This is a genomic window from Plantibacter sp. M259, assembly GCF_006065115.1.
GTDB lineage: Bacteria > Actinomycetota > Actinomycetes > Actinomycetales > Microbacteriaceae > Plantibacter > Plantibacter auratus.
Map to the genome: position 1 here is coordinate 2717960 of NZ_CP040750.1, position 16008 is coordinate 2733967.

Annotated in this window: 14 protein-coding genes and 2 pseudogenes; 10 read left to right on the top strand and 6 right to left on the bottom strand. The window is 71.4% G+C overall.

Annotation, left to right across the window (positions count from 1 at the left end):
- Positions 1-110 precede the first annotated feature (110 nt).
- Genes FGL15_RS12740 through FGL15_RS12755 form a run of 4 tightly spaced genes read left to right on the top strand, consistent with a single transcriptional unit; the run spans position 111 to position 4091 of the window.
- Complete coding sequence (locus FGL15_RS12740) at positions 111-1220, top strand: ABC transporter substrate-binding protein (protein ID WP_138946318.1); 1110 nt, start codon at positions 111-113, stop codon at positions 1218-1220.
- Complete coding sequence (locus FGL15_RS12745) at positions 1220-2188, top strand: ABC transporter permease (RefSeq protein ID WP_240773531.1); 969 nt, start codon at positions 1220-1222, stop codon at positions 2186-2188. Before FGL15_RS12740 ends, FGL15_RS12745 begins: the two co-directional genes overlap by 1 nt.
- The gene (locus FGL15_RS12750; protein ID WP_138946319.1) at positions 2185-2997 is read left to right on the top strand and encodes an ABC transporter permease; all 813 of its coding nucleotides are present in this window, start codon (positions 2185-2187) and stop codon (positions 2995-2997) included. The genes FGL15_RS12745 and FGL15_RS12750 overlap by 4 nt, the downstream gene beginning before the upstream one ends.
- Positions 2994-4091 (top strand): ABC transporter ATP-binding protein, encoded by a 1098-nt coding sequence (locus FGL15_RS12755; RefSeq protein WP_138946320.1) that lies wholly within the window; start codon positions 2994-2996, stop codon positions 4089-4091. Before FGL15_RS12750 ends, FGL15_RS12755 begins: the two co-directional genes overlap by 4 nt.
- A gap of 103 nt (positions 4092-4194) precedes the next feature.
- Here the strand turns inward: FGL15_RS12755 and FGL15_RS12760 are convergent, their stop codons facing one another.
- The gene (locus FGL15_RS12760) at positions 4195-5349 is read right to left on the bottom strand and encodes an AI-2E family transporter (protein WP_138946321.1); all 1155 of its coding nucleotides are present in this window, start codon (positions 5347-5349) and stop codon (positions 4195-4197) included.
- 127 nt (positions 5350-5476) lie between these two features.
- On the opposite strand from FGL15_RS12760, the gene FGL15_RS12765 reads away from it, so the two are divergent.
- The 3 genes and pseudogenes from FGL15_RS12765 (at position 5477) to FGL15_RS12775 (ending at position 8193) form a co-directional block, all read left to right on the top strand.
- Positions 5477-5791 (top strand): hypothetical protein, encoded by a 315-nt coding sequence (locus FGL15_RS12765; RefSeq protein ID WP_138946322.1) that lies wholly within the window; start codon positions 5477-5479, stop codon positions 5789-5791.
- A gap of 102 nt (positions 5792-5893) precedes the next feature.
- Positions 5894-6571: pseudogene (locus tag FGL15_RS12770) on the top strand (ABC transporter ATP-binding protein); the annotation flags it as partial.
- Positions 6572-6798: 227 nt separating this feature from the next.
- On the top strand, positions 6799-8193 hold the full coding sequence (locus FGL15_RS12775; protein ID WP_240773532.1) for an FtsX-like permease family protein: 1395 nt from the start codon (positions 6799-6801) through the stop codon (positions 8191-8193).
- Between the two features lie 85 nt (positions 8194-8278).
- Here FGL15_RS12775 and aztD read toward each other — a convergent pair whose 3' ends face one another.
- From aztD to aztB, 4 genes and pseudogenes are all read right to left on the bottom strand, one after another.
- A complete protein-coding gene (gene aztD / locus FGL15_RS12780; RefSeq protein ID WP_138946324.1) occupies positions 8279-9526 on the bottom strand; it encodes a zinc metallochaperone AztD in 1248 nt (415 codons plus the stop codon).
- Positions 9527-9554: 28 nt separating this feature from the next.
- Entirely contained in the window at positions 9555-10487 is a 933-nt protein-coding gene (aztC, locus tag FGL15_RS12785) for a zinc ABC transporter substrate-binding protein AztC (RefSeq protein ID WP_138946325.1), read from the bottom strand.
- 2 nt (positions 10488-10489) lie between these two features.
- A complete protein-coding gene (locus FGL15_RS12790) occupies positions 10490-11815 on the bottom strand; it encodes a hypothetical protein (RefSeq protein WP_240773533.1) in 1326 nt (441 codons plus the stop codon).
- Positions 11707-12704 (bottom strand): annotated as a pseudogene (gene aztB, locus FGL15_RS12795) (zinc ABC transporter permease AztB). Before aztB ends, FGL15_RS12790 begins: the two are co-directional and overlap by 109 nt.
- A gap of 50 nt (positions 12705-12754) precedes the next feature.
- On the opposite strand from aztB, the gene aztA reads away from it, so the two are divergent.
- The 3 genes from aztA to FGL15_RS12810 all read left to right on the top strand — a co-directional run bounded on the left by aztA (position 12755) and on the right by FGL15_RS12810 (position 15053).
- Positions 12755-13447, top strand: coding sequence for a zinc ABC transporter ATP-binding protein AztA (gene aztA, locus FGL15_RS12800; RefSeq protein ID WP_240773534.1), 693 nt, complete (start codon positions 12755-12757; stop codon positions 13445-13447).
- Between the two features lie 61 nt (positions 13448-13508).
- The gene (locus FGL15_RS12805) at positions 13509-13853 is read left to right on the top strand and encodes a chorismate mutase (protein ID WP_138946326.1); all 345 of its coding nucleotides are present in this window, start codon (positions 13509-13511) and stop codon (positions 13851-13853) included.
- 258 nt (positions 13854-14111) lie between these two features.
- On the top strand, positions 14112-15053 hold the full coding sequence (locus FGL15_RS12810) for an SDR family NAD(P)-dependent oxidoreductase (protein WP_138946327.1): 942 nt from the start codon (positions 14112-14114) through the stop codon (positions 15051-15053).
- A 186-nt stretch (positions 15054-15239) separates the two neighbouring features.
- Here the strand turns inward: FGL15_RS12810 and FGL15_RS12815 are convergent, their stop codons facing one another.
- Positions 15240-15932, bottom strand: coding sequence for a FadR/GntR family transcriptional regulator (locus tag FGL15_RS12815; protein WP_071262252.1), 693 nt, complete (start codon positions 15930-15932; stop codon positions 15240-15242).
- Positions 15933-16008 lie beyond the last annotated feature (76 nt).

The following is a 16008-nucleotide window of genomic DNA, read 5'->3' on the forward strand; positions in this document are numbered from 1 at the left end:
GCGCTACGTCGCGACCCTAGCTTGTCCTCCAGACGACGGACGCGGTATCCGACGGCCCGACAGCACGGGCGGCCGCCGACGTCACTGGAGGAACCGTGAACACCAGGCGTATGACCGCCCTCGCCATCGTCGCACTCGCAGCGACCGCGCTCACCGCATGCTCCGCCGGAGCGGACACCGGAGCCGGCTCCGACGTCGACGCCAAGCAGGCGACCTCCGCCGAGGACTTCGGCGGGATGGACGCGCTCGTCAAGGCGGCGAAGGCCGAGGGCCAGCTGAACGTCATCGCCCTCCCCGACACCTGGGCGAACTACGGGAAGATCATCTCCGCGTTCGAGGACAAGTACGACATCACGGTCAACTCGGCCGACCCCGACGTCTCGAGCGCCGAGGAGATCACGGCCGCGAAGAACCAGCAAGGTCAGGACACCGCTCCCGACGTCTTCGACCTCGGCTCCGCCGTCGCCCTCGACAACCTCGACCAGTTCGCGCCGTACCAGGTCGCCAACTGGGACGACATCCCGGAGGGCTCGAAGGAGAAGACCGGCCTGTGGGTCTACGACTACACCGGCCTCGTCTCCATCGGCTACGACGCGGACGCCGTCCCGGCACCGAAGTCGCTCGACGACCTCCTCGGCTCCGAGTTCGCGGGCAAGGTCGCGCTGAACGGCGACCCGACCCAGGCCGGTGCCGCCGCAGCCGGCGTCTACCTCGCCGCCCTGCAGTCCGGTGGTTCGGCTGACGACATCCAGCCCGGTGTCGACTTCTTCCAGAAGCTCAACCAGGCGGGCAACTTCCTGCCCCTCGACCCGACCCCCGCGACCATCGCCTCGGGTGAGACCCCCGTCGTGATCGACTGGAGCTACAACAACCTCGCCGCGGCGACCGAGAACGAGGGCCAGCGCAACTGGAAGACCACCGTCCTCCCGGGTTCGGCCGTCGGCAGCTACTACAACCAGGCCATCAACGTGGACGCGCCGCACCCCGCGGCCGCGCGACTCTGGCAGGAGTTCATCTTCAGCCCCGAGGCGCAGAACCTGTACCTCGCCGCCGGCGCGTACCCGTCGACCCTCGCCGCGATGGTCGAGGCCGACACCGTCGACCAGAAGGCCCTCGACGCCGTGGGCGAGATGCCCGCCGACCTCGTGCAGTTCACGCCGGAGCAGACCGAGCAGGCCACCTCGCTGCTCGCCGAGAAGTGGGCGGCAGCGATCTCCTGATGAGTGCCTCCGCCACCCGGCGGAGTGAGGCGGGGTCGGCACACGCCGGCCCCGCCGTCTCGCTCCCGCCGACCGACGCATCGGACGCTCCGGCCGAACCCGCCACGGCGCGCGCACACCGCCGTCCGCGCTGGGCACTCCTCGGCTTGACGCCGTTCGCCCTGTACGCCCTGCTGTTCCTCGCGGTCCCGACGTTCCTCGCCCTCGCCACCGGGTTCTTCGACGGCGACGGCGCGTTCACGCTCGACAATCTCACGGCGCTCGCCGAGCCGGCGGTCCTCGGGGCCTTCGCCAGCTCCTTCTGGGTCTCCGCCGTCACCGCGGTCGCCGGAGCCGTCATCGGAGCCCTCGTCTGCTACGCGCTCCTCGCGGTCCGACCCGACGGGCTCATCCGCACCTTCGTCGATGCGGCTTCGAGCGTCCTCGCCCAGTTCGGCGGCGTCATGCTCGCCTTCGCCTTCATCGCGACCATCGGCATCCAGGGTCTCGTGACCGTGTTCCTCAAGGACCGCCTCGGGGTCGACCTCTTCGCCGACGGCGTCTGGCTCTACCAGGTCCCCGGGCTCCTGCTGCCGTACCTGTACTTCCAGGTGCCGCTCATGGTCATCACCTTCATGCCGGCGATGGAGGGGTTGAAGCGGACCTGGTCCGAGGCGAACGCGACCCTCGGCGGCACCCGCCTCACCTACTGGACCCGGATCGCGATGCCGATCCTCGCCCCCTCCTTCCTCGGGTCGCTCCTGCTGCTGTTCGCGAACGCGTTCTCGAGCTACGCCACCGCCGCCGCACTCATCAGCCAGGGGGCGCAGATCGTGCCGCTGCAGATCCGCGGTGCCCTCATCAGCGAGACCGTCCTCGGCCGGGAGAACCTCGCCGGTTCGCTCGCGATCGGGATGATCGTCGTGATGGTCGTCATGATGACGGCCTACTCCGCCCTGCAGGCGCGGACGGAACGGTGGCAGCGATGAGCGCCGTCCGCGACTCGGCCACGCCGTCGAAGCTCACCAGCCGGATCATCCTCGTCGTCGTCGCGGTGGTGTTCGCCGTCCCGATCCTGTCGATGGTCGAGTTCACCCTGCGCGCCGGGATCGACGGCGGCCACGACCTCGGCCACTGGGCCGCGATCCTCGACCCGGAGAACTCACGGAAGTACCGGGTGCTCTTCCAGGGCATCGGCAACTCTGTCGTGCTCGCCGCGGTGACGGTCCTGATCGTCGTGGTGCTGCTGCTGCCGACGATGATCCTCGTGAAGCTCCGCTTCCCGAAGCTGCAACGCGTCCTCGAGTTCGTCTGCATCATCCCGATCACCGTCCCCGCCATCGTGCTCGTCGTCGGACTCGCACCGGTCTATTCGGTCGTGGCCAAGCTCCTCGGCAGTGCGCCGTGGACGCTCGCGTTCGCCTACGGGATCACGGTGCTGCCGTACGCCTACCGGGCGATCGCCGCGAACCTGCAGTCGGTCGACGTCGGCACCCTCGCCGAGGCCGCGCGCACGCTCGGCGCCGACTGGGGGACCGTCCTCGTCCGCGTCCTGCTGCCCAACCTGCGTCGTGGCGTGCTGACGGCGTCGGTCATCTCGGTCGCCGTCGTCCTCGGTGAGTACACGATCGCCTCGCTCCTCGGACGCAACACGCTGCAGACCTCGCTCGTGCAGGTGTCGAAGAGCGACCCCTTCGTGGCGGTGGCCTTCGCGCTCCTGGCGCTCGCCTTCGCCTTCGTCCTGCTGTTCATCATCGGCCGCGTCGGATCGATCCGTCGCATCAGGGAGACACCATGACCACCATCGACCAGTCGGCACCCGCAGCGACGCCCGGAGACGGACGCCTGGCCGGCGCAGCGGTGCGGTTCGATCGCGTCGTGAAGGACTACGGCTCGGGCGCCCGCGCCCTCGACGGCGTGAGCCTCGACCTCGCGCCCGGCGAGTTCGTCGCGCTGCTGGGGCCGTCGGGGTGCGGGAAGACGACCGCACTCCGCAGCCTGGCGGGACTCGAGGACATCACCTCGGGGAGCGTGCTCATCGACGGCGTCGACGTCGTGTCCGTGCCCACCAACCGGCGCGACCTCGGCATGGTGTTCCAGTCGTACTCGTTGTTCCCGCACCTCACGGTGCTCGAGAACGTCGAGTTCGGCCTGCGCATGCGGAAGGTGCCCGCGGCCGAGCGACGGACGCGTGCCGCCGAGAGCCTCGACCTCGTCGGCCTCGGCCACCTCGCCGCCCGCTACGCCCACCAGCTCTCGGGCGGGCAGCAGCAGCGCGTCGCCCTCGCCCGGGCATTGGTCACGCGTCCTCGGGTCCTCCTCCTCGACGAGCCGCTCAGCGCCCTCGACGCCAAGGTGCGCGTCCAGCTGCGCGACGAGATCCGTCGGATCCAGTCGGAGCTGCAGATCACGACCCTCTTCGTCACGCACGACCAGGAGGAGGCGCTCGCCGTCGCCGACCGGGTCGCCGTCATGCGTGCCGGCGTCATCGAGCAGATCGGGACGCCGGAGGAGCTCTACTCGCGGCCGTCGTCGCCGTTCGTCGCGGAGTTCATCGGCCTGAGCAACCGGATCCCGGGGGAGCTCGTGCCCGGTGGGGTCGAGGTGCTCGGGCAGGTGCTGCCGGTGATCGGCGAGCAGCCGGGGGACGGGGCCGTCGTCGCGCTCGTCCGGCCTGAGGACGTCGTGTTCACCGACGCGACGGAGCCCGCGGTCGGGTCTGCTGCGGTCGTGCTCACGTCCAGCTTCCTCGGCCCGGTGCGTCGCACGACCGTCGAGCTGCCGGACGGCACGCTGGTCGCGGTGCAGCACGGCGCGACGGAACGACTGGAGGCGGGGGAGTCCGTCCGCATCCGCTTCGCCGGTCGTCCCGTCCCGGTGCAGACGGCCTGAGCACCGGTCCGCGAGCCCGCCACCGGTCCCTGAGCCCAACTCCGGTCCCTGAGCCCAACTCCGGTCCCTGAGCCCACCACCGGTCCCTGAGCTTGTCGAAGGGCTACGCCTTCGCATTCTGCCGTGGCACGACGACCTGCTTGATGATCAGCAGGATCGACGCCGTCACCGGGATGGAGACGAGGGCGCCGAGCAACCCGATGAGCGAACCACCCACCATCGCGCCGATGACGACGAGGGCGCCGGGCACCGCGACCGCCTTGTTCATGACCCGCGGCGTCAGCACGTACGACTCGATCTGCATGTAGACCAGGTAGTAGACGATGACGATGAGTGCCGTCGTCGGTGAGTCGAACAGCCCGACGGTCGCGACGACGACGGTCGCGATGATCGAGCCGACGAGCGGGATGAGCGTCACGAAGAAGATGACGACGGCGAGGATCCCGGCGTACGGCACCCCGACGATGAGCATCATGATGAGCCCGAGGACGGCGTTGATCCCGGCCAGCACCACCATGCCGCTCACGTATCCGCCGATCGAGGCGGTGATCTGGTCGGTGATCGACACGACGCGCGGCCGGGAGCGACGGGGCACGAGGGAGTAGAACGCGTTCTTCATCGCCTGCATGGACGCGAGGAAGTAGAGCGCGAGGACGAGGGCGATGAAGCCGCCGAAGAAGCCGTTCGCGATGCCGATGCCGAGGTTGAGGGCGCCGCCGGCCAGGACGACCCACGTCTTCGGGTCGGCGGCCACCCCGTAGAGCCAGTCGAGCGCGCCCTGGAGGTCGACGCCCGGACCGAGGTAGTCGCTCAGGGACCGGAACCACTCCTGGTCCTGGATGCCGGTCAGGAAGGCCGGGGCGTTGCTCACGAGCTCGACGGCCTGCCGGGTGACGACGGGGATGACGAGGGCCAGGAGGAGCGCGAGCAGGACGGCGAAGACGGCGAAGACGATCGCGATCGCGAACGGGCGCTTGATGCCGCGTGCCTCGAGCCGGACGACGACCGGGTCGAGGCCGAGCGCGATGAAGAGGCCGACCGCGATGGAGACGAGGATGGTCGACAGCGAGCCGAGCGTGAGGACGAGCAGGATGGCCGCGAGGGCTCCGAGCGCTCCGACGAAGCCGATCGCGAAGGGGCGCTGAAGGGTCGTCCTGACGGCGGTCGTCACCGCTGCCGGGCGGTGCGCGCGGAACCGGACCCGCTGCTGACGTGCCGCCGGACGCAGCGGCTGGTGGCGATGGGGTGCACTCGTCATGCCGCAAGCGTATTGCCCACGGCCCGTTTGCCCGACAGCTGTCGTGGTACCGGAGGATGAGACCGGGGCACGCAGGATCACCCGACTGCGGGATGTGCCGGGTGCTCGGGTTCAGGACGATGGGAACATGTCATCGATCACCCGCTCGCACGCCGTCCACACCCGGGTCACCGCACCGCTGCGGGCGGTCCCGCTGACGGAGCCGGTGCCGAGCCGGGGCGACGAGGCCACGGAGCAGGGAGTGGTCGCCGAGCGCGTCAGCGCTACGGCACACGTCGCCGCCGGCGCTGCCGGGGTCGACCTCACCGCCTCGGTCGAGCCGACGCAAGCGCCCGCGGCCGGAACCGGCGGGACCGACGCCGGAACAGGCCTCCGGTTCCTCGGTGCGGGCTGGGCAGCCGACGCGGCGGTCTTCGCCCAGTACCGCCGCCGCGGTAACTGACCGCGAGGTCCACGCCGGGTCCACCTCGCGGATGACCCGCACGGCGGAGCTTGCATCGCCCGGCCGACGCGACGAGGGACACCCGCCGCCGACGATGGGAGCATGAACACTTCGATCCTCTCCGCTCGCGGACTCACGAAACAGTACGGGCCGACCGTCGCCCTCGCCGGCGTCGACCTCGACATCCTCCCCGGTGAGTCGGTCGCCATCATGGGTGCCTCCGGCTCCGGCAAGACCACGCTCATGCATGCGCTCGCCGGGATCGTCACCCCCGACACCGGCTCGATCGCCTTCAACACCCCGACGGGCGTCGTCCGCGTCGATCAGCTCGACGAACGCCACCGGTCGCAGCTGCGGCGCGAGTCCTTCGGCTTCGTCTTCCAGCAGGGCCTGCTCATCCCCGAGCTGACCGCCGTCGAGAACGTCGCCATCGCGCTGATGCTCGGCGGGACACCGCGCATCGCCGCTGAGACGAGCGCGGCGGCGTGGCTCGCCGCCCTCGGACTGGCCGGCATGGAGACCCGCCGGATCGGCGAACTGAGCGGTGGTCAGGCGCAGCGCGTCGCGATCGCCCGCGCCCAGGTGACCGGCGCCCCCATCGTCTTCGCCGACGAGCCGACCGGCGCGCTCGACTCCCGGACCTCGGCCGACGTCATGGGAGCCCTGCTCCACGCGACGACCGGGCAGGGACGCACGCTCGTCCTCGTGACGCACGACGAGACGGTCGCCGCGCGGTGCTCGCGGACCATTCGCCTGGCCGACGGTCGGATCGTCGGGCAGCCGGGCGGGGTCGGCGCGCCGACCCCGCCGCAGCAGTTCGCGACCGGGCAGGCACCCGTGCCGCAGCAGATGCAGCAGCCGTACCCGCCGCAGCAGCTCCCGTACCAGCAGCAGCCCGCCGGGCAGCCGTTCCCGCAGCAGCCGTACGCCCAACCCGCAGCGCAGCCGTACCCGCCGCAGGCCTACCCGGGTCAGGCGACCGGCGTCGTCCAGAACGGAGCCCGACCGTGACCGCCGCACTCGGGGTCGCACCGACCCGGACCCCGGTCCCCACCGGCAGCGGCCGCAGTCCCGTCGTCCGTCTCACCTGGATGCTCGCCCGCCCGGGCGCGCAGAGCCCCGCGACGATCGTCCTTCCGGCGGTCGCGTTCGCCGTGACCACCGCACTCGTGCTCACGGTGCTGGGTGGCGCCATGATGTTCTGGCGGTGGACCGGTGAGACGGCCTTCATCTACCAGGTGCTCAGCGTGCTGGCGCTGGCCCTGCTGCTCGTCCCGCTCGGCTCGCTCGGCGGGGCGGCCGCGCGGCTCTCCGCCCGACGCCGCGACGACCGACTCGCCACCCTCCGACTCCTCGGCGCGACACCCGGCACGGTCACGGCGATGACCGTCCTCGAATCGGCCGGCGTCGCCCTCCTCGGCGCGTTCGCCGGGATCCTGCTGTACCTCGGCATGCTGCCGCTCGTCGGGCTCATCCCGTTCGGCGGTTCCCCAATCGGGGTCGAGGGCGTCTGGGTCGGTGTCCCGATCATCGCCGCGGTGGTCCTCGGGGTCGTGCTGCTCGCAGCAGCGAGTGCCGCCATCGGGCTCCGCGCCGTGAACGTGAGCCCGCTCGGCGTCCGCACGAAACAGCAGGCGCCGACCGTGCACTGGCTGCGCATCGTCGTCGGTGCCGTCGTCGTGATCGTCGCCTACGGCATGCTCTCCGTCGTGACGGGGCTGCAGGAGGTCGCGGCCATCGTCGCCGTGCTCGGGGTGGGGTTCGCCGCCGGCGTCGGGGTGCTCGGGTTGATCGGCCCCTGGGTGGTCGGGGTGATCGGCCGTGGGTCGGCCAAGCGCGCCAAGACGCCGGAGCGGCTGCTCGCTGCCCGCACGATCCTGGAGTCGCCGAAGGCGGCGTGGCGTCAGGTCAGCGGCGTCGCGATGACGAGCTTCGTCGCGGTGGTCGCGGGCACCGGTGTGGCGCTCATGGACGCCGCCGGCGGCTCCGAACTCGACCGCGAAAGCGCCATCCTCATCGACGACATCCGCACCGGCGTGATCATCACGCTCGTCGCGTCGTTCCTCATGGTCGCGTGCTCCGTCGGGGTGAACCAGGCGTCGGCGGTCCTCGACCGGCGAGACCTGTACGTCAGTCTCGACCGCCTGGGGGTGCCGCGGGACGTCATGGAACGGGCTCGCGGTCGCGCGGTCATGCTGCCCCTGCGGGTGGTCGCGCTGGGCTCGGCCGGACTGGGCGTCCTGCTCGTCCTGCCGATGGCCAGCATCAGTGTCATCCTCGCCCCGCTGTCGGTCCTCGTCATCGTCGGGTGCTTCGCCGGTGGCATCGGGCTCGTGTGGGCGGCCCTTCGCGCGACCCGTCCGGTCGTCTCCGGGGTGCTTCGAGCGCCCGAGCGCGTCTGACCGCCCGGCCCGCACGACGAGAGCGCCCGTTCCGTCCCCTGCATGACGCGGGGAGGACGGAACGGGCGCTCTCGGTGAGCTCGGGTCAGCCCGTGACGACGGCGATCTCGTTCGGGACGCCGGGCAGTTCACCCGTCGTGATGTCGCCCGACGCGAGATCCACGGCGTGGATCGACTTCGTCGCCGGGTCGGTCACGTAGGCGACACCGTCCTGGACGACGAGCGCCGGGTGGGCGTCCTGCCACTCGGCCGGCGGCTCCCAGGCGTCGATGACCTCGATGGTGTCGGTGACGGCACCCGTCTGCTCGTCGAGGATGTGCAGCGAACCGTCGTTGCCGAGCACGATGACCTCGTCGCTCGGCCCTCGGGCGACGTCGCGCCAGGTGTAGCCGACGCCCTCCGGCAGGTCGACGATCTTCGTCGTCTTCGTGACCGTGTCGGTGAACGCGAGCTGGCGGAGGTCGTAGCCCTCGGCGTCGGGGTCGCTGTTGTAGTCGCCGACCGCGATGGACGACGTCTCGCTGACGTACTGGTTGCCCGTGCGCCCGTAGGCGTCCGGCGCCTGGATCTTCGTGAAGACGCCGCTGTCGTAGACGAGCACGCCGTCGCTGCAGCCGAACACGACGACCTCGTCCTTGACGGTGCCCTCACCGTGCACCGACGGGCACTGCTCGTTGCGGGCGATCTCGGTGCGCGAGTCGTCGAGCACCCGGACACCGGTCCGGGCGTCCGGGGTGCCGATCGTGGACAGCACGGTGCCGTCCTCGAGCTCGATGGCGACACCGTGGTGCGCGGCTTCCGACGGGATCGTCTCGGTCTCGGGCAGCTCGTCGGTGGCTTCGAGGAGGTCAGCGCTGTCGAAGATCGTCGTGTCGCCGGAGCCGTCGGCGAACAGGATGGTCTTGTCGGCGTGACGGACGACGTGGCCTGCGGTGTCGGCGGGGAAGACGAGGTCGGTCAGGACCGGGTCGGCCTGCTTCGAGGTGCCGTCCTCGTCCGTCCACGTCCCGGTGTCGAGGACCTGGAAGCCCTTCGTCGTGGTGACGAGCACGTGCCGGCCGTCGCCGGCGGCGTTCACCCGGTTGAAGCCGGCGAGGGGGAGGTCGCCGACCACCTCGAGGGATGCGGCGTCGAGGACGAGGAGGCCGCCGTCGTAGGTCAGGGTGATCCGACTCTGCGGGTCGGCGGAGGTCGACGCACTCGGGTCAGGCGCGGAGCCGCTCGCGGTCGAGCATCCGGTGAGCAGGAGGGCCGCGGCGGTGCCGACGGCGAGGAACGGGACCCGGCCGCGCTTCAGGCGCGGAGCCAGGGGACTGCGGTGGTGCTGCTGCATGGTTTCCTATCGGTTCGTGGACGCCCGCTCAGGGCGAGAGTCCGGTGGCGATGCGCTCGGTGTTCGCGCGCATCATGGTGAGGTAGGTGGGGGCGTCGCCCGACTCGGCGGTCAGCGACTCGGTGAACAACGGGACGACGGCGACGTCGACGTCCGCCTCGTCGGCGAGCACCTGCACGAGCCGGTCGGGTTGCGAGGAGTCGGCGAAGATCGTCCGGACGCCGGCCTCCTCGATCGCGGTCGACAGTTCGTCGAGGTCCGAGGCGCTGGGAGCCGCGAGGGTGGTGCCGCTCGGGATGACGGCGCCGATGACCTGGAAGTCGTAGCGGGCGGCGAGGTACCCGAACACGTGATGGTTGGTGACGAGCTTCCGCTGCTCGGCCGGGATGGCGGCGAACGCCTCGGCCATCTCGGCGTCGAGCGCCTCGAGCTCGGCCGTGTACGTGGCGGCGTTCGCCTGCAGCTCGGCCGCGTCGAGCGTGGGTATCTCCTCGAGCAACGCCTCGGTGACCCCGTCCACGACCGACGTCATCTGCGTCGGGTCGGTCCAGAAGTGCGGATCGCTCGCGCCGGACGCGGTCTCGAGGACGTCGACGAGCGAGCCGGCCTCGACGATCGGCACCCCCTCGTCGGCCGCGGTCTCCAGGTGCTGGGTGAGTCCCTCCTCGAGTCCCAGGCCGTTCGACACGAGCAGCTGCGCACCGGTGATGCGTGCCGCCTGCCGCGCGGAGATCTCGAAGGAGTGCGGATCGGCGTCGGGCGGCATGAGGGTCATGACCTCGGCCTGGTCACCGACGAGTTCACCGACGACGTCGCCGAGGATGTTCGTGGTCACGACGACGAGCGGGCGGTCGTCGGCGCTCGCCGCACAGCTCGTCAGGCCGGTTCCGAGCACGAGGCCGGCCGCGAGGACGGCGGTCGTGCGCAGGAGGACGGTCGTGCGGGGGATGGTCGCTCGCATGGTCAGCGTCCCGTCTCGGCGAGGAACGCCGGTGCCGTGTCGAAGGTGAAGGTGCGGGCGATCCGCGCGGCGTCGCCGTAGTCGATCTCGGAGACGGTGCGCGTGCCCGGGGTGTTCAGGTAGGCGCGGTTCTGGTCGACCTCCAGCTGGACGCCCGTGGCGAGGTCGGCTGCACCGACGAGTGCGGCCGCGGTCCCCGTCACGGAGCCGGTGGCACCGTCGATGACGAGGAGGTCGCCGGTCGTCGTGAGGCCGACGACGTGCTGGTCGCGGTCGTCGACGGCGGTGACGAGCTGGAGCGGCGTGGGGGTCGGCAGCAGGGCCCAGCTGCGCTCGCGGGTGTCGAGCAGCCAGGCGCCGGAGGTGCCGGCGACGGCGGCGACCGTCGGACGGCCGGGACGCGCATGGAAGGACGTCGCACGGTCGGCGGCGGCGACAGCCTGCGGATAGGGGATCGCCTCGAACGTGGGGACCGGGTCGGCCTCGCCCGAGCTGCGGTCGACGACGGCGAGGACCGCGCCCTCCGCGCAGCCGATGACGACGCCGACGTTGGTCGTGATGCTGCCGGCCGGATCGGTGCACCCGGCGAGCACAGCATCGGCAGCGGTCACGGACGCCGACGAGGGGTCGAGGAGGTCGCCGTCGAGGCCGTGGAGATGCAGCTTGCCGGTCCCGTCGGTCGCGACGACCGTCTCGCCGATCGGCACGGTGATTCCGGGAGCACCGGGCGAGGTCCGGATCCGACCGGACTGCGTGATGTCGCCCGTGCCGAGGGCGGCGGTGTCGAGGAGGAGCGTCTCGCCCGAACCGGCGAACCGGACGGCGGTGGTCGTCGAACCGGCGGTGATCGTCGCCTGTCCGTCGCCCTCGATCTCGCCGACGACCCGCGCCTCGGCGCGGTAGTAGTGCTGGTGGTCCTCGTGGTCGACCGTCCACACGCCGGTGTCGATGATCGTCACGGTGCCGGCGGGCTCGGACTGCGCGGCGACGAACCGGCCGTCGCCCGTGAGCGCCGATATCGGGCCGAGTTCGGCGAGCGTCGTGCGCTCCTCGCTGAGCAGGTCGGTCAGCTCGACGGTGCCGTCGACGTCGGCGGTCGCGAGGTGCAGTTGCGGCTCGGGGAGCTCGCTCGCGCCCTCGACGTAGCCGTGTCCGCGCGGTTCGTCCGAGGCCGTCGCGGTGGGTGATGCCGACCCCTGCGGCGCGCAGGCGCTGAGCGTCAGTGCGAGGGCGCCGAGAGCGAGCGCGGTGCGTGTGGCGCGGGTGAGCCGGTCGTCGGTCGGGCGGATGCCGCCTGGTCGGATGGTCGGTCGGAGGAGTCGGTGCACGGTGCGCTTTCCAGATGGGTCGGTTCGGTGAGGTGGTGGTCGGGGTGGTCGAGGTGTCGGTCGGTGGGCCGCCGGAGCCGTCCGACGAGCGCCCGCGCGCCCCACGACACCGTGGCGAGCAGGATCGAGCAGGCGGCGATGGACGCTCCGGCCGCGGTGTCGCCGTACCAGGAGAGGAGCAGGCCGAGCAGTACGGCGAGGCCTCCGAAGCCTGCGGCGAGCAGCATGATGAGCGGGATGCGCCGTGCCCAGTGGGCCGCGGCGACGGCCGGCCCGAGGAGGAGGGCCACGACGAGCAGGGTGCCGACGGCGCTGTACGAGGCGACGACCGCGAGGGTCACGAGGCCGACGAGCATCGCGTGGGCGAGTCGCGGCCGGAGGCCCATGGTCTGGGCGACCCGGCGGTCGAAGGCGAGGGCGACGAACGGGCGGTGGAATGCGACCGCGACGCCCACGGTGACGAGGAGTGCGATGGCGAGGCCCACCAGGTCCGCGGGCCGGATGGCGAGGATGTCGCCGAAGAGGATCGCCGTGAGGTCGGTGGCGAACGATCTGCTCGACGACACGATGATGACCCGAGGGCCAGCATGCCGACGAAGAGGAGACCGATCGAGGTGTCGTGGGACAGCCTGCCGCGCCGCGAGACGAGGCTGACGCCGGCGGTCATGACGACCGCGCTGACGGCCGCGCCGGCGACCGGCGGCAGGCCGAGGAGTGCCGCGGTGGCGACGCCGGGCAGCATGCCGTGGGCCATCGCCTCCCCGAGGAACGCGAGGCCGCGGAGGACGACCCAGGTGCCGACGACACCGCAGACGGCCGCCACCAGCAGACCGCCGACGAGGGCGCGCAGGAGGAAGGCCGCAGTGAACGGCTCGGTGATCCAGGTCATGGTCGAGCACTCTACATGAAAATGATTCTCAGTATTGATAGGGTGATGACATGCGATCCGCGACGAGCACCACTCGCCCTCCGATGGCGGGACGGCCCGTCGTGTCCGGCATCCGACTCCACGACGTGTCGGCCGAGTACGACGGCGCGCGCGTGCTGCACGGGATCTCAGTCGAGGTCGGGGCGGCCGCCATCACCGTCGTCACCGGGGCGAACGGAGCGGGGAAGTCGACGTTGCTCGCGGTGATCGCAGGCCTCCACCGACCGACCTCGGGCGGCGTCGACGGCCTCGACGGTCGGTCGGCCGCCTACGTCCCGCAACGCAGCGCCGTGCCTGAGCGCTTCCCGGTCACGGTGCGCGACGTCGCGTCGATGGGACGCTGGCCGACGCTGCGTCGCTGGTGGGGTCGACTCGGGGCTGGGGACCGACGCATCGTCGACGAGAGCCTCGCCCGCCTCGACGTCCTGCACCTCGCCGGGCGCTCCTTCGGTGAGCTGTCGGGCGGGCAGCGCCAGCGGGTCCTCGTCGCGCAGGCGCTCGCGCGTGAGGCCGACCTCCTGCTGCTCGACGAGCCGACCGTCGGCCTCGACCGTGCTGCTGGGCTGGCGATCCGCGAGGTGCTCCGGGCGGAGGCCGACCGTGGCGCGACGGTGGTGGAGGTGACGCACGATCCGGTCGCGGTCGCGGAGGCGGACGCACGGGTGCACCTCGAGGCGGGGCGCCTCGTCGAGGGTCCGCGGTGAACCGGCTGAGGATCGCCCGGGGTCCCATCGCCCATTCCGCGTGCGTTGCTAGAGTTTTCGCATGAGCCAGGCCGAGCAGGAACCCGAATCCACCACCGCCGCCCCTGCGGCGGACGACCAGGCGGCCACCGAGCGACTGGGCCGCCTGCGGAGCAGCATCGACAACATCGACGCGGCACTCGTCCACCTGCTGGCCGAGCGGTTCAAGTGCACGCAGGAGGTCGGTCGTCTGAAGGCCGAGCACGACATGCCCGCGAGCGACCCGGCGCGCGAACAGCGGCAGATCACCCGTCTCCGGGCGCTCGCCGAGGAGTCGCACCTCGATCCGGCCTTCGCCGAGAAATGGTTCAACTTCGTCGTCGCCGAGGTCATCCACCACCACGAGCGTCTCGCCAACCAGCACTGATCCCTCGTGTTCCGTTCCGCCAGCGCGGTGCGCTGACGCGAGCGCGGGTCTGTGGCGTGAGCGCGGGTCTCCGGAGGGCCGCGCCCACGCGTGTGGCCTGCGGTCACGCCCGTTCGTGTGCGGTCAAGCCCGTTCGTCCCTGCTGGGCCCGGTTCGCGTGCGGTCACGTCGGCGCACCGCGCTGACACCTCGAGTGGGCCTGGGCAAGGGGTGACGCTTCTTCGGGCGGTGTCCAGCGTCCTGCGCCATCATGAGTCCATGACCTGGAACGCCGACTCCCTGCCCGATCAGACCGGACGCGTCGTCCTCGTCACCGGAGCGAACGCCGGCCTCGGCTTCTGGACGAGCCTCGGGCTCGCGCGAGCGGGCGCGGAGGTCATCCTCGCATCGCGGAGTGCGACCAAGACCCAGGCGGCGATGCGCGCGATCCGGGTGAAGGTGCCCGATGCCCGACTCGGCCATCTCCCGTTCGACACCTCCTCGCTCGACTCGGTGCGTTCGGCGGGCGAGCGACTCGCGGGCCTCGACCGACTCGACGCCCTCGTCGCGAACGCCGGCATGGTGCACATGCCGAAGGAGCGGCAGGAGACGGCCGACGGCATCGAGCTGGTCTTCGCGACGAACGTCGTGGGCCACGCCGCCCTGCTCGCCGAGGCACTGCCGGTGTTGCAGCGCACGGCGGATGCGCACGATTCCGCGCCGCGCGTCGTGCTCCTCGGAAGCCTCTCCACCCTGCTCGTCCGGTTCCACGGCGACGACCTGCAACTGCGGGACGGGTACAGCGGCTGGCAGGCGTACGCCCAGTCGAAGATCGCCCTCTCGTCGCTCGGCTTCGAGCTCGACCGCCGGCTCGCGGCGTCGCACAGCACCGTCCGGGCGCTCGTCGCGCACCCCGGCTACTCGGTCAACGGACTCGACCGTCGCGTCCCCGGCGTCAACGAGCCGACCCGTGGGCGCCGCTTCTCCGACACCCTGCAGTCCGTCTACGCGCAGAGCAAGCAGCGTGGTGCCGAGCCGACGCTCCGAGCGGTCACCGACGAGTCAGCCGACGGTGGTTGGTTCTTCGGTCCCCAGTGGCTCACGAAGGGTGACGCCGTGCGGCAGACCCCTGCGGCGATCACGACCGACCGGGACGTCGCGGCGGCGCTCTGGACCGACCTCGAGCGGCTCATCGGCACGCCCATCCTCCCGGCCTCCTGACCACAGCCGTCAGCGCACCGCGCTGGCACGAGCGCGGGGGAATCGGCCCCAGCGCGGTGTGCTCGCGTGACTGCGCCTCAACCGGCGTGGCTGCGGGGCATGGCGCTGAGCGCACCCCTCCGGAGACCCGCGCTCGCGCCACAGACCCGCGCTGACGTCAGCGCACCGCGCTGGCGCAAACCGAACTCAGTCGGCGGGGGTGGCCGGCGGTTGGAGGACGCGCAACCATTCCTCGGTCTGCGCGACGTGCGCCGACGCCGCCCCGGCCGCCCCGACGGGATCGCGCGAGATGATCGCCTCGGTCATCGCCCGGTGTCCGCGGTTGCTGACCCGACGCAGCTCGTCGCCGGCGGGCAGGCTGAAGACGTCGTAGGCACGTGAGCGCGACCGGAAGACCTGCAGCAGGGCCGTCAGTGTGGCGTTCCCGGCCGTCCGTGCGATGAGTTCGTGGAACCGGTGGTCCAGCTCGCTGGACTCGGCGGGGTCGGTCGTGCGTTCCATCGCCTCCACGAGTTCGGCGAGTTCGGCGCGCACCTCGTCGCTCGCGCGAGCAGCCGCCTGCGAAGTGGCATGGGTCTCCAGCACCCGCCGCAGCTCGTACATCTGCAGGAGACCGTCGAGGGGGAGGAGGTCGACCGTGAGCGACAGGCTGCCGATGATCTCCTCGGGCCGGAGCATCGACACGTAGGTGCCCGAGCCGTGCCGCGACTCGATGATCCCGAGGGCGGCCAGCATGCGGACGGCCTCACGCAGGGACCCGCGGGACACGCCGAGTTCGTCGCAGAGCTCGTTCTCGGCCGGGAACCGCTGCCCCGCCACGAGCCGTCCCGACGCGATCATGTGTCGCAGGCCGTGGAACGCGGTGTCGACTGCGGACATGCGGCTCCTCCTCAGGGGTCGTCCCGCCATCGTAGCGGCCCCTCACCGGTGATCCGCGAGTTGCCGCGGAGCGATA

Coding starts and splice junctions, on each gene's coding strand:
- FGL15_RS12740 (WP_138946318.1), top strand. CDS start 111: ATGACCGCCCTCGCCATCGTCGCACTCGCAGCGACCGCGCTCACCGCA.
- FGL15_RS12745 (WP_240773531.1), top strand. CDS start 1,220: ATGAGTGCCTCCGCCACCCGGCGGAGTGAGGCGGGGTCGGCACACGCC.
- FGL15_RS12750 (WP_138946319.1), top strand. CDS start 2,185: ATGAGCGCCGTCCGCGACTCGGCCACGCCGTCGAAGCTCACCAGCCGG.
- FGL15_RS12755 (WP_138946320.1), top strand. CDS start 2,994: ATGACCACCATCGACCAGTCGGCACCCGCAGCGACGCCCGGAGACGGA.
- FGL15_RS12760 (WP_138946321.1), bottom strand. CDS start 5,349: ATGACGAGTGCACCCCATCGCCACCAGCCGCTGCGTCCGGCGGCACGT.
- FGL15_RS12765 (WP_138946322.1), top strand. CDS start 5,477: ATGTCATCGATCACCCGCTCGCACGCCGTCCACACCCGGGTCACCGCA.
- aztD (WP_138946324.1), bottom strand. CDS start 9,526: ATGCAGCAGCACCACCGCAGTCCCCTGGCTCCGCGCCTGAAGCGCGGC.
- aztC (WP_138946325.1), bottom strand. CDS start 10,487: ATGCGAGCGACCATCCCCCGCACGACCGTCCTCCTGCGCACGACCGCC.
- aztA (WP_240773534.1), top strand. CDS start 12,755: ATGCGATCCGCGACGAGCACCACTCGCCCTCCGATGGCGGGACGGCCC.
- FGL15_RS12805 (WP_138946326.1), top strand. CDS start 13,509: ATGAGCCAGGCCGAGCAGGAACCCGAATCCACCACCGCCGCCCCTGCG.
- FGL15_RS12810 (WP_138946327.1), top strand. CDS start 14,112: ATGACCTGGAACGCCGACTCCCTGCCCGATCAGACCGGACGCGTCGTC.
- FGL15_RS12815 (WP_071262252.1), bottom strand. CDS start 15,932: ATGTCCGCAGTCGACACCGCGTTCCACGGCCTGCGACACATGATCGCG.